The 12,568-nt window shown below is 65.7% G+C and carries 15 protein-coding genes; 12 read left to right on the top strand and 3 right to left on the bottom strand.

Translation table 11 applies throughout. The features are described from left to right. Positions 1-37 precede the first annotated feature (37 nt). The 3 genes from AB0F91_RS41865 to ctaD all read left to right on the top strand — a co-directional run bounded on the left by AB0F91_RS41865 (position 38) and on the right by ctaD (position 3,322). Positions 38-838, top strand: coding sequence for a CGNR zinc finger domain-containing protein (locus AB0F91_RS41865; protein WP_360607178.1), 801 nt, complete (start codon positions 38-40; stop codon positions 836-838). A gap of 105 nt (positions 839-943) precedes the next feature. Then, positions 944-1,270: a thioredoxin gene (trxA, locus tag AB0F91_RS41860; protein WP_360607176.1), complete on the top strand. Its 327-nt coding sequence runs from the start codon at positions 944-946 to the stop codon at positions 1,268-1,270. Positions 1,271-1,549: 279 nt separating this feature from the next. Next, positions 1,550-3,322, top strand: a complete 1,773-nt coding sequence (gene ctaD, locus AB0F91_RS41855; protein WP_360607174.1) for a cytochrome c oxidase subunit I — start codon at positions 1,550-1,552, stop codon at positions 3,320-3,322. A gap of 46 nt (positions 3,323-3,368) precedes the next feature. On the opposite strand, the gene AB0F91_RS41850 is transcribed toward ctaD, so the two are convergent. From AB0F91_RS41850 to nhaA, 3 genes are all read right to left on the bottom strand, one after another. Next, positions 3,369-3,995: a TetR family transcriptional regulator gene (locus tag AB0F91_RS41850; protein WP_360607172.1), complete on the bottom strand. Its 627-nt coding sequence runs from the start codon at positions 3,993-3,995 to the stop codon at positions 3,369-3,371. Positions 3,996-4,072: 77 nt separating this feature from the next. Then, positions 4,073-4,663, bottom strand: coding sequence for a uracil-DNA glycosylase family protein (locus AB0F91_RS41845; protein WP_360607170.1), 591 nt, complete (start codon positions 4,661-4,663; stop codon positions 4,073-4,075). A gap of 116 nt (positions 4,664-4,779) precedes the next feature. Beyond that, a complete protein-coding gene (gene nhaA / locus AB0F91_RS41840) occupies positions 4,780-6,240 on the bottom strand; it encodes a Na+/H+ antiporter NhaA (RefSeq protein WP_360607168.1) in 1,461 nt (486 codons plus the stop codon). Between the two features lie 83 nt (positions 6,241-6,323). Here nhaA and AB0F91_RS41835 point away from each other — a divergent pair, with 83 nt between their 5' ends. The 9 genes from AB0F91_RS41835 to AB0F91_RS41795 all read left to right on the top strand — a co-directional run bounded on the left by AB0F91_RS41835 (position 6,324) and on the right by AB0F91_RS41795 (position 12,525). Then, complete coding sequence (locus tag AB0F91_RS41835; RefSeq protein ID WP_360607166.1) at positions 6,324-6,827, top strand: thioredoxin domain-containing protein; 504 nt, start codon at positions 6,324-6,326, stop codon at positions 6,825-6,827. Positions 6,828-7,229: 402 nt separating this feature from the next. After that, positions 7,230-7,739 carry a hypothetical protein gene (locus tag AB0F91_RS41830; protein WP_360607164.1) on the top strand — a complete coding sequence of 170 codons (510 nt, stop codon included), beginning with the start codon at positions 7,230-7,232 and terminating at the stop codon, positions 7,737-7,739. 114 nt (positions 7,740-7,853) lie between these two features. Beyond that, a complete protein-coding gene (locus AB0F91_RS41825) occupies positions 7,854-8,195 on the top strand; it encodes a GNAT family N-acetyltransferase (protein WP_360607162.1) in 342 nt (113 codons plus the stop codon). A 60-nt stretch (positions 8,196-8,255) separates the two neighbouring features. Next, complete coding sequence (locus AB0F91_RS41820; RefSeq protein WP_360607160.1) at positions 8,256-8,873, top strand: GNAT family N-acetyltransferase; 618 nt, start codon at positions 8,256-8,258, stop codon at positions 8,871-8,873. Positions 8,874-8,921: 48 nt separating this feature from the next. Then, positions 8,922-9,788 (top strand): aldo/keto reductase, encoded by an 867-nt coding sequence (locus tag AB0F91_RS41815; RefSeq protein WP_360607158.1) that lies wholly within the window; start codon positions 8,922-8,924, stop codon positions 9,786-9,788. 77 nt (positions 9,789-9,865) lie between these two features. Then, the gene (locus tag AB0F91_RS41810; RefSeq protein WP_360607156.1) at positions 9,866-11,332 is read left to right on the top strand and encodes an MFS transporter; all 1,467 of its coding nucleotides are present in this window, start codon (positions 9,866-9,868) and stop codon (positions 11,330-11,332) included. A 66-nt stretch (positions 11,333-11,398) separates the two neighbouring features. Next, positions 11,399-11,878, top strand: a complete 480-nt coding sequence (locus tag AB0F91_RS41805; RefSeq protein WP_360607154.1) for a hypothetical protein — start codon at positions 11,399-11,401, stop codon at positions 11,876-11,878. 112 nt (positions 11,879-11,990) lie between these two features. Next, a complete protein-coding gene (locus AB0F91_RS41800; RefSeq protein ID WP_360607222.1) occupies positions 11,991-12,194 on the top strand; it encodes a hypothetical protein in 204 nt (67 codons plus the stop codon). Positions 12,195-12,294: 100 nt separating this feature from the next. After that, entirely contained in the window at positions 12,295-12,525 is a 231-nt protein-coding gene (locus tag AB0F91_RS41795; protein WP_360607220.1) for a hypothetical protein, read from the top strand. The last annotated feature ends 43 nt before the right edge of the window (positions 12,526-12,568 follow it).

The raw sequence follows: 12,568 nt of genomic DNA, 5'->3' as shown, positions 1-12,568 counted from the left end.
CGGCTGACGCCGACAACAAGGCCAGCGCAAAGGAGAGGTGTATGGCGGAATCGAACACGCGACTGCACTCCGCCGGCAAGGCTTTGCTCGCAGCGAGTGCAGCGGGTCTCCGTCAAAGCCCGCTGCTGTCGCGGTGGACGGTGGAGGCCTCACAGCTGTTCTTCCGGTCGAACACTCCGACCACAGCGTTGCGCGGGGCGCTGTGACGCGCCGCGCACGCGTCGCCGGCCAGGAACCGCCGATCGACTTGATGAACACCGTGTGGGAGAGCGGCAGGGGTACCGACGACGCGCTCGCCACCGCGGATGGTGCACTCGAGTGGATTCGTGAGATCGTTCCCCGTCTCGAACAACGTCCGAGGTCGCTCGACCACTGGTTGTCTTGCGCAAGCCCGTTGAGCGTGAAGGTGACGGCATTCGACCTGCGTCGGCTCCGCGATGCGCTGAGACGGCTCGCTGCCGACGCAACAGCGGACGAGCGACCGGCCGGGGTGGTGTCCGACTTGCCAGGCCGGCAGGCCGCGGTGGACCTGCTCAACAACACCGCAGCCCATGCGGCCGCGTCATCTGCCCTCGTGTGGCCCGGTGCGGGCGTGCCGACGATAGCGCTCCAGGGCGACCTGCCCGGCGGCATCGCGGTGCGTTCGCTCGTGGCGCTCCAAGCCGTGCGGTTTTTCGGCGGCGAAGAGCGGAACCGCCTGCGGGCCTGCCTCGCACCGGGTTGCGCGAACTACTACCTGTCCGGCCACGGACGGCGAAGGTGGTGTTCGCAGGCTTGTGGAAACAGGGCGCGCGTCGCGCGGTTCAACAACAAGCAGTCGTCGAACGTGATCGGCTGATCGGTACGGGACCGCGACAACGGAACGTCTCGGAACCGCTCTCGGCGGCGGCTACGGCGCCGGCACCCACTGACTTTCCGATACCGACCACCCGAAGGAGAAACCATGGGCAACAACACCGTCAAGGTGACTGACAAGTCGTTCGTGGACGACGTCCTGACCAGCGAGAAGCCGGTCCTGGTCGACTTCTGGGCGACCTGGTACGGGCCTTGTAAGATGGTCGCCCCGGTGCTCGAGGAGATCGCGGCCGAGAACGGCGAGAAGCTGACCGTCGCGAAGCTCGACATCGACGAGAACCCGAACACGGCGCGTGACTACCAGGTGATGTCGATCCCGACCCTGATCCTGTTCCAGGGTGGCAAGCCGGTGAAGCAGATCGTCGGCGCGAAGCCGAAGGCGGCTCTGCTGTCCGACCTGAAGGACGTCCTCTGACCGAGCCCGCGCTGTCCAGCTGGCCGAGACCCGAGCCTGCGGGAATCGCCTCACTGACTTGATTAGGACTATCTAGTCCACGTAAGGTCTCACCGAGGTCGTGGTGACCCCGGTGACGAAGCAGGTCCGCCTGAGTGGACCCGGGGCTCACGGACTGCCCGATTTCGACAAAGGTGAGTTCTCCCGGGAGATCCGGCGGGCGGGCGCCGTCAAACGGTGCCCGACCCCGGGCCCCAGGATCGAAAAGCCAGCCAGTGCAGCATTCAGCCGGAGGAAACCATGAGGACCGTCGCGCCCAAGCCCATCGCGACGCGGCCGTATCCCGCTCGCGTCGCCCCGAAGGGCACGGCGCTGCTTCGGCTGATGCGGACGACGGACCACAAGCAGATCGGCGTGATGTACCTGGTCACGGCGTTCGCCTTCTTTATGGCCGGCGGTGCGATGGCCATGCTGATCCGCACGGAGCTGGCCCGGCCCGGGCTGCAGTTCCTGTCGCAGGAGCAGTACAACCAGCTGTTCACGATGCACGGCACGGTCATGTTGCTGATGTATGCGACCCCGGTCCTGTTCGGGTTCGCGAACTTCGTGCTGCCGCTGCAGATCGGTGCGCCCGACGTCGCTTTCCCGCGGCTCAACGCGTTCTCATACTGGCTCTACCTCTTCGGCAGTCTGATCGTCGTATCCGGCTTCCTGACACCGGGCGGTGCCGCCGAGTTCGGCTGGACTGCCTACACGCCGCTGTCGGAGGCCGTCCACACTCCAGGCCCCGGCACCGACATGTGGATCGTCGGCCTCATCGTGTCCGGTCTGGGCACGATCCTCGGCGCCGTCAACATGGTCACCACCGTGGTCTGCCTGCGCGCACCGGGCATGACGATGTACCGGATGCCGATCTTCACCTGGAACATCCTGGTCACGAGCATCCTGATCCTCATCGCGTTCCCGATCCTCACGGCCGCGCTCTTCGGCCTGGAGGCGGATCGTCGTCTGGGCGCGCACGTGTTCGACCCGGCCAACGGCGGGGTGATCCTGTGGCAGCACCTGTTCTGGTTCTTCGGTCACCCAGAGGTGTACATCATCGCCCTGCCGTTCTTCGGGATCGTGTCGGAGATCTTCCCAGTCTTCAGCCGCAAACCTCTTTACGGCTACAAGGGGCTGATCTTCGCTACCCTGGCGATCGCCGCGCTCAGTGTCTCCGTGTGGGCGCACCACCTCTACGCCACCGGCGCTGTGCTGCTGCCGTTCTTCTCCTTCATGACCTTCCTCATCGCTGTGCCCACGGGCGTGAAGTTCTTCAACTGGATCGGCACGATGTGGAAGGGCCAGCTGTCCTTCGAGACGCCGATGATCTTCTCGATGGGCTTCATCGTCACATTCCTCTTAGGCGGCCTGACCGGCATCCTGCTCGCCGCGCCCCCCATCGACTTCCACGTGTCCGACAGCTACTTCGTGGTGGCGCACTTCCACTACGTCCTCTACGGCACGATCGCGTTCGCCACCTTCGCCGGCATCTACTTCTGGTTCCCGAAAATCACCGGTCGGATGCTGGACGAAAGGCTCGGCAAGTGGCACTTCTGGACCACGTTCATCGGCTTCCACGGCACGTTCCTGGTGCAGCACTGGCTGGGTGCCGAGGGCATGCCCCGCCGCTACGCCGACTACCTGAGCTCCGACGGGTTCACCACCCTGAACACGATCTCCACGATCGGCGCGTACATCCTCGGTGCGTCCACGCTGCCGTTCATCTGGAACGTGTTCAAGAGCTACCGCTACGGCGAGATCGTCACCGTCGACGACCCCTGGGGCTACGGCAACTCCCTCGAATGGGCCACGTCCTGCCCGCCGCCGCGACACAACTTCACCGAACTGCCGCGCATCCGCTCCGAACGTCCCGCGTTCGAGCTGCACTACCCGCACATGATCGAGCGCATGCACGCCGAAGGTGAGATCGGCTTCTTCGGCAAGTCGCGCCACCAGGCCGCGCCGTCGCAGAAGCTGGTCAACGCGACCATGCCGGGTGACCACAGCAAGGACAACTCGGGCGAGCAATAGTCGCGCCCGGTGCGGCGGTCCACTTTGGTCTTCCGCTACCCACGACTCACGCCTGGAAAGTACGGATGTAGTCGATGGCCATGTCGAGCGCGATGCGCATCGGCTTGATGTCGTGCCCCGTCTGCGCGAGCAGGTACCCGCCTTCGAGGGCGCCCATCAAGCCGATGGCGAGCCGTTCGGGGTCGGCGTCACGGCGAAGTTTGCCCGCGTCACGCATCCGCCGCAGACCGTCCGCGATCAGGGCGAGCCAGGTTTCGAAGTGGCCGGCCAGGGCGGAGCGTGCCCGCTCGTTCTGGTCCGAGAGCTCGCTCGCGAGGGAGCCGAGCTGGCATCCGTAAGCCCCGTTGCGGAGAGCGTTCCTCTGGATGATCGCGTCACGCCAACGCTCGAGTCCACGGATCGAGTTCAGCCGGCGCAGCTGTTGCCCCTGCGCGGTCAGCAGGTCTTCGGCCTGGTATTCGATCACGTCTTGGACGAGCGCGTCCTTGTCCGCGTAGTGATGGTAGAGCTGTGACTTGCTGGTGCCGCTCGCCGCACGAACGTCGTCGAGCGTGGTGGCGGCCACCCCTTTGACCGTCATCAGGTCTACGGCAGCATGCAGAATCCGGGCCCGGGTCGCTTCACCGCGCACCGTCAGCCGGACGGGCTTTTCTGTGCTCTCCGGTTCCACCACCGCGACAGATTATCGTACCTGCGTGCGCGGAGGTGTCACGCGATGCGACGCGGCGGGCCGAGCCCACCCCATCACCTTCATCCGCGTCCCAGTGCGATCGACACTCGGCGCGCCAGCTCAGGGACGACCTCGGCGGTGAACCAGGAGTTTTTCACGTGCCACCGGTAATTCAGTGGAGACGGGTGCACCAGCGGGAACTCGGCGGGGAGGTAGTCACAGTAGGACCGCACGGTCTGGGTGAGGTTGGTCTTGGACCGGCCCTTGAGGTAGTACCGCTGGGCGTGCGTGCCGATGAGCACCCGGAGAGTGATGTGCGGCATCCTCGACAAGATCTGCGGATGCCACCGCGGCGCGAATTCCTTGCGGGGAGGCAAGTCACCCGTCTTGCCCTTGCCCGGGAAGTAGAAATCCATCGGCACGATGGCGAACAGCGACGGGTTGTAGAATTCCTCGTCGCGGACGCCGAGCCAAGAGCGCAGCCGGACGCCGCTGGCGTCGTCCCACGGGATCCCGCTCTCCTGGGCGCGCCGGCCCGGCGCCTGGCCGATGATCGCGATCCGCGAGGCCGGCGATCCGGCCCACACGGGACGGTAGCCGAGATCGCGTGCCCACGCGTTCGACGGATCGGACGTCAGCTCGTCCACGACCGCACGCAAGTCGTCGATCAACCGCACTCCAGGTTCGTTGCCGGGAAAGCCGGGCCGCCGGCTTTGGGGAACCACAGTCTAGATGGACTATTCGGTCCAACAAGCTGGGGGTCGACGAAACCGAGGTGTGCTTCGTCTCAGGCCAAGCTCGGGTCCAGCCACGGGCCTTCGGGTAACTCCGGGAGTGAGAACCGCTCGTCGAAGGAGCACAGGGGGAGACGTTCGCCGAGGACTCGCAAGACAATGGACCCGAGAACCGCCGAACAGAGTGATCCGCCGAGAACCCCCACCTTGGCCTGCTGCTGGAGGCCGGGGTCGGCGAACGCGAGATCGGTGATGAACAACGCGATCGTGAAACCGATGCCGGCGAGCATGGCTCCGCCGATGAGGTGGCTGTAGCGGACGCGGCCGGGCAGAGTGCCGATTCCGGTGTGCAGCGCGATTCCGGCCGCGAGCGAGATGCCCAAGGTGTTGCCCGCGATCAGGCCGACCGCGACACCAAGGGTCACGGTGGAAGACGACGCGGCCCGCAGCGCGCCGGCGTCGAGCTGCACGCCGGCGTTCGCCAGGCCGAAGGCGGGGATGATGACGAACGCGCTCATCGGGTGCAGAATTCCCTGCAGTCGCTCGTTCGCCGACAGTGTCGCCTTCATCGCGGTGGTGGCGAGTCGCACGCGCACGGTATCCGCGCGCTCGATCACAGCGCGCCCATAGAGGCGGAGTCGCTCGCGGGCGTGACTGTCGACCTCGCCGGCCGGCACGATCAAGCCGATGAGCACGCCGGCGAGCGTCGGGTGCACCCCGGACGCGTCGACGGCCGCCCACAGCCCGGCACCGACCAAGAGGTACGGCGTCAATCGCCACACTCCCAGCCTCCGCAGGCCCAATAGCACGAGAACCAGTGCTGTCGCCACCGCGATCGCCACCACGGAAACGTGGTGTGTGTAGAACACCGCCATCACCGTGATCGCGCCGATGTCGTCGCCGATCGCGAGGGTGAGCAGGAAGAGCCGCAATTGATCAGGGCAGCGGGGACCGAACAGAGCCAGTACGCCGATCAGGAAGGCGGTGTCACTCGACATCGGAATGCCCCAGCCCGCTGCAGCCGCGCCGGAACTGTTGAACACGAAGTAGAGGACCGCGGGCAACGCCAGGCCGCCGAGCGCACCGCAGGCCGGAACGACGATCGAACGCACGTCGTGCAGCTCGCCGACGGACACCTCGCGGCTGATCTCCAGCCCCACCACAGTGAAGAACACGACCATGGCGACGTCGTTCACCCACTCACGAAGGTCCAGTGAGAAGTGCGCGCCGCCGGCTTCCACGCCTGCGTGCAGTCCCCAGAACGCGTCGTAGTCCGCGCCCGCCACGTTAGCCCACACCAGCGCGGCCACCGTGGCGGCGAGGAGCAGGACCGCGCTGCCGGCTTCGGTGAGCAGGAACCGGCGGAAGCCGGCGGTCACGTACGGCAGCGGCATGCTCACCTGACGGGTCGTCGACGGCAGGTGCGGGAGGAGCCCGTCGTTGAATCGGCTCGAGTCGGACTTCACGGCCCGAGTATGCCTGACGTGCAGTCGATCCGGTTGTGTACCGTCCATCGGATCGGGCGTTGGCCTGGAGGCATCCTCGGTTCGCGGTGCCACTGTCCGGAGTGGACCGTTCTGTCACGGAGGGATCGCAGGTGGCGAAGCGCAGTGAGTTCGATCTGGACCGGCACGTGTACGGCGATCCATCGGCTTCGGTGACGGTGGTGGAATACGGGGACTTCGAGTGCCCGTACTGTGCTGCGGCGGCGCCCGAGCTGCGCAGGTTGATCGACAGCTCGGCCGGCACGATCCGCCTGGTGTTCCGTCATTTTCCGGTCTTCACGATCCACCCGTACGCACTCACCGCAGCTCTTGCCGCCGAGGCGTCGGGGGACCTGTTCTGGGAGATGCACGACTTGCTGCTGACCCACCAGAGCGAGCTGACGGATGCCCACTTGCGGGCATACGCGGCTCGCATCGGCGCCGGCGACGTCACCGGTGAGGTCGCGCAGCAGTTCCGCCCCGCCGTCGTGGCCGACTACACCTCCGGTGCCGAGTTGGCTGTCCGAGGCACGCCGACGTTGTTCATCGACGGACGTGCCTACCGAGGCCGAGTCAGCTACCAGGCGCTCCGATCGGCTGTGCGGCCGAGCTCCTGAGCCGGCGCCTCAGCCGCGGCGGTTCGCGCCGTGAACGTCGGGCGAAGTTCACCTCACCAGGAGTGGACCGTCCGGTTCCGTGCTGGGCTTGATCGCCCACCGTGATCGACAACACGATCACTGTCGTCGCTGAGATGTCGTTCGGGTGAGCAGCCAGAAACCGGTTCCAATTCTTGCGGTTCGTACGGCAACTCGGCCTCCGGGTAACACGCACGGACCGGTTCCGACGCGCGCGCCGGCCTGGACGGAGGCGGCCATCCTGAAATTCTTCTCGCCTCCCTGACTGGACTAAATAGTTCTCTTTGGTGCATGATGAGTGCACCGGAGGACGGAGCTGCGTCGAGTGCTCAACGCTGCCGAATGTGCGGACTTCGTCGTAAGAATGCGAAAGGTACAGCTACGGTGAGTGAGCAGCTGGGCTTCATGCCGGGGTCGCCGGTTGCCGGCCTCCCGCTGAGGCTGTCCTCCGCCACCGTCACGGGTGACGGCAGCCGATCCCGCGACCACGAGTCCGACGGCCTGTTGCGGTTGGAGCTCTCGATCAGTGCGCACGTGCTGGGTGAGATCGAAGTCATGCTCGCCACGACCCACGGGCCTGGGGAACGCGCTGCCGACCGTGTGGCGGAATACTCGGCGGCACAGGGGCGCGAGCTCCGCATCAACGCCATCCTGCTGAGTTCGATGCCGGACGTCCTTCACCTCGCCGGCCGCGGTGGCGGCACCCATCACAATGGAGCCGACGCGCAGTCGTACACGCTGACGTTGACCTTCTCCGATGGGGGCACTGCCGAGAGTTCGTGGAGCACGACGTTCGACGTTCCGTGCTCGCCACTCGCAGACTCCACCTGGCGCCTGACCGTGCCGTTCAGTCACGCCTTGACGCCGTCCACGCCCCCTCGTCACGTGTCGTGACACCCTCCGCGCGTCGCACCTCAACTGGCCGCGTCTTGCTCTGACGCTGCGAAAACGGTCTTCCTGCACCGAGGGTGCAGACCGTGCTGCTCGAGAAACATCAGGAGAATAGAAGTGAGTTCGGAGATGGATGTACAGCGCAACGTCGACAGCGGATCGTATGAGGCCGTGGTCGACGGGCAGGTCGTCGGCATGATCGTCTACCACGCCCCGCGCGGTGACCGGCGAGTGACGTTCAGCCACACGATCGTCGATCCTGGACATCGTGGTCAAGGTGTCGCGACGCGGCTGGTGAAACACGCTTTGGACGACCTGCGAGCCCGAGATCTGAAGCTCACGAATTATTGCACCTTCGTGGCCGACTACATTGCCGACCACCCCGAATACAAAGAGCTTGTCGACACCCGATTCCCCGGCCGGGCGGCCGTGCCGGATCGCGGGCCACGCGAACACTGATCAACGGAAGCCCGAACTGCCCCGGAACCGGGGAAATCGCTGAGGAAGAGGAGTGCAGAGTTGATTCCGAGGTCGCATTCGGTCGACATCGACGGAGAATTGATCCGGACCACCCGGCTGGATCTTGCTCCGTGGGCGATGCCCGACGTCGAAGCGGCTCTCGGCATCTTCGGCGATGAAGGGGTTTCTCGGTGGCTGGCGCCGGCCATGGATCGAGTCGTGGACATCTCCGCCATGCAGGATCTGGTTGCCGGTTGGGTCACGGATGGCTTGGGAACCGAGCCTCCGGTCGGTCGGTGGAAGGTCACCGATCTCGCGAGCGGACGCGTCGTGGGTGCGGTCTCGTTGCTGCCCTTGCCGCCGGACGGCATCGATTTCGAGATCGGTGTCCAGATCGCTCGTGGCTGGTGGGGGAACGGTTATGCCGGTGAAGTCGGTGACGCGGTCGCTCACTATGCCTTCGCTGCCGGTACGGACGAGATCTTCGCTGTGTCGCGCCCGGCGAACCAACGCGCCGCGGCCGCCGCGCGGCGGATGGGGATGGAGTGGGTCGGCCAAACCGACAAGTACTACGACACGAGGCTCGACGTGTTCCGGTTGCGGCGTTACGACCTCGACGTGCCGGCGGGGGTGGCACCGCCGGAAGGAGAGCAGCCGGGTGAGCTCACGGACATCTGACCAATTCATGCCGGCACAAATCCACAAGACAGTGAAAGAGACGAGACCATGCCTGGAACCCTTCCTGATCGATGCGGTACCTTCACGATCGGAGGACACGCGATCACCCGGCTCGGTCTCGGGACCGCTCAGATAAGTGAGTCCGGTGTCTGGAGTCATCCCAACGACGCCACTGAAGCGGCACGAGTGCTCCGAGCAGCGGTCGATCTCGGGGTGAATCTCATCGACATCGCCGAATCGTCGGGACCCTTCGACTACGAGGAACTCATTGTGCGGGCACTCAGCCCGTTCCCGGAAGACTTGCTGCTGATGATCAAAGGCGGACTTCTTCGATCGCCCAACGGGCAGTGGGAACCGGTACCTCGGCCCTCGTTCCTTCGTAAGCAGATCGAGACTCGGCTGTGGTACCTGAAGCTCGATCGCGTTCCGTTGTTCCAGCTGCACGGGTTCAGCACGCAAGCTCCGATTGCCGACCAACTCGGGCTGCTCACGGAAATGCAGCGTGAAGGAAAGATCGGACAGATCGGGCTGGCGGAGGTGACACTGGCGGAGCTGAAAGAAGCAAGGAAGTTTGCGGAGATCGCCACGGTCCAAGCTGAATACAACCTCATCGATCGCGCGGCCGAGCCGTTGCTCGACTACGCGGAAACGGCGAGCATCGGGTTCGTCCCGTGGCTTCCGCTGGCGACCGGCACGCTGGCCAGTGAGGATGGGCCGTTGGCGGAGATGGCGCGACGGCGAGATGTCTCGCCGGCGCAGCTCGCTCTGGCCTGGCTCTTGAATCGCTCACCCGCGATCCTCCCTACTCCCGGCACGCTGAGCATCCAGCACCTGAACGACAACGTGTCTGCAGTCGACATTTCCCTGACGGCACACGAAGTCGATGATCTCGACCGGCTGGCGGCCAGGTCGTAAGCGGGATCTCTTCCGGAAAAGGCACTGGGTGAACTGGTTCGGAAATTCTGGCTGTCAGGACAAGGAGGTTGCCCACCGTGCGCGGTTCAGACGTCGCTCTACCGCCACCGGTGAGCTTTCCGGTTCGGTCTGCGCAGGGTCGACGAATCCTGGTTGCGACGGTCCTCGGCGCGAGTATCGCGGGTATCGACTCGAGCGTCGTGGCAGTCGCTCTCCCCGACATCGGCCGGAACTTGGGTGCGAGCTTCGCGTCCCTTCAGTGGACCGTGACCGGCTACACCCTCAGCCTCGCCTCGCTCATCCTGCTGGCGGGCGGACTCGGAGACCGGTACGGCCGCAAGCGGATCTTCCTCGTCGGCGTCGCCGGGTTCACGTTCGCCTCGGTCCTGTGCGCGGCCGTCCCCGACGTGGGGACGCTCATTGGTGCGCGAATCCTGCAGGGCATCGGTGGAGCGTTGATGGCACCGGCGAGCATGGCCATCCTGCAGTCGACGATCGCACCTGGTGATCGCCCGCGGGCGATCGGAACCTGGTCCGGGTTCGCCGGCATCGCGGGAGTTCTCGCCCCGTTCGTCGGCGGATGGCTGCTGTCGCTGGGTTCGTGGCGGTGGATCTTCCTGATCAACGTGCCCGTGGCGGTCGTCGTGGTGGTGGTGACCGTGCGCCACATTCCGGAGACCCGCGACGACGAGTCGTCCGGCATGGACTGGGGTGGCTCGGCGCTGGCCCTCGTGACCCTAGCCGCGGCGACCTACGCGTTGACCGCGATACCGGCGAACCCGGGCGGGCCGGGGGCGCTGGCGAGTGCGCTGCTGGCTGTCGCGGCGGGGATCGGGTTCGTGTGCTACGAACGGCGAACCACATCGCCGATGTTGCCGAAGCTGCTGAGGAAGTCCAGATCGTTCGTCTCGATCAACGTGATCACGTTCATCGTCTACGGTGCGTTCGGCGTGTTCTCGCTGATCTTCACGATCGCCCTGGAGACTGTCGCCGGGTACAGCCCGGCCGAGGCCGGCAGCGCTTTTGTGCCGATCACGATCATCAGCCTCGCACTGTCTCCCTCCAGCGGTAAACTCGCTGCGCGGGTCGGTCCCGGTTGGCAACTGACCGTCGGTCCCGTGTTGTGCGGCGTAGCGGCGCTGATGGCCTTGCAGATCGAACCCGAGACGGGTTACTGGAGTTGGGTGATCCCGCTCGAGTGCCTGTTCGGCCTCGGAACCGCCACGATGGTGGCACCTCTGACGTCCGTCGCGCTGTCGTCGCTACCGGGCGGCCACGTCGGCGTCGCGTCCGCGGTCAACAACGCTGTCGCGCGCGGTTCCGCCTTGCTGTGGATCGCGGCGCTTCCGCCGCTCGTCGGTCTCACCGGCGCTTCGTACGCGCAATCCGAGGCGTTCCAGCCCGGCTATCGCCTGGCTTGTGTGATCTGCGCTGCGGCGCTGTTTGTCGCCGGCGCGATTGCCGCCGCGGTGTTCCGCAACCACACCCCCTGCGACCGGCACCCTCTGGTCGCCCGTTCGTTGCCGCACCCGCTGTCCCGATAGCTGCCGGCACAAAAGTTGTTTCAATCGTCTCGATCCCTCACCGTCCGAACTCTTGGAGGAGAACCTGTGACTGACGCAGTCAACGGCAAGGCGGTGCTTCGCCTGCCACGGCTGGTCGCGAGAGACGACCGGGCCATGGCGGCCGTGGCCGCTGTGCAGGCGGCGCTCGTGCTGATGGACTTCGTACTGCTGGGGTTGCTCGCCGGAGGCGTGCCTCTCCTGGAGCCGTTGTTCCTCGTCGTGTTCGGCATCATCGGCACCGCGATCGGTATCGCGCGTCACCTCCGGTTTGCCGCGCGAGACGGGGCAGCCCTCGTCATCGTCTCGGCCGCCGGTGCGCTCATCTTGGGTGTCCTGTGGCATTTCGTGCTCGGTGGGCCCGGCAATATCCGGATTGCGCTGCGTTCGGGCGTACCCGTCTTGGCGCGGGTCTTCGAAGCCTCCGTGACGCTCCACTTGGTTGCCGCCGCAGCCACTGTCCTGCTGGGCGTACTCGCGTTCCGCCGCCGCACGTCGATTCTGTCGATCGGCCGAATATCCGGGTAGGCCCGCGACGGTGTCGCCACCGATTACTTCGCCGACGCAATGTATACGCGTTCAGTTACCTGCTGATTTCCGAGCGGAGAATCGGTGTCCGAAACTAGTTCGACTCGAGGACGTGAGCGTCCTCCGCCAAGAGGTTGCCGGTCCGGTTCTCGATGCCGGGCAGCCCGACTACGTGGTTGAATACCAGCCCTACAACCTCTCGGGCCGCTCTGGCGGCGGGGTGACCGGGTTCGTCCTCGGGGGAGGGCAAAGCCCGATCTACAGTGGCCTGTATTTCGCGGGCGCCCACCTGACCGAAGTCTTGCACGCCTGGTGAGCATGGGTCGTCGGCCTGCCGGAAGAAGCGACCTCGTCGATCGCTGTGCAACGGTTGCCACCTCGGTCTCGAGCCGGAGGCTGAGCGCCTGCTGGCCGCGATGCGTGCCGTCGCCCTCGCCGTCGTCGGCGCGATGGCGGATCTGCCCTGCACAGCCTCCGGCCGGATCCACGATGACCCCGAAGACCCGATGCCGTGCTGGGAGAGGACGACCTCCCTGTGGGAGTTCCCGGCGGAAGCTGCGGACGCCTTCATCGGGGCACTCGGCCCCGAGTCTCGTTCACCCCTGGCCAACGTCGAGACTGGACACCTGGCGAGCCCGAGCAGTTGATGCGCAGGAGCCTCGTCGCAGTGACCGAAGCGCTGGTCCCCTT

This window comes from Amycolatopsis sp. NPDC023774 (assembly GCF_040639695.1).
GTDB lineage: Bacteria > Actinomycetota > Actinomycetes > Mycobacteriales > Pseudonocardiaceae > Amycolatopsis.
The sequence above is the reverse complement of the archived record's forward strand: the minus strand, read 5'-3'. Positions and strand labels throughout refer to the sequence as shown.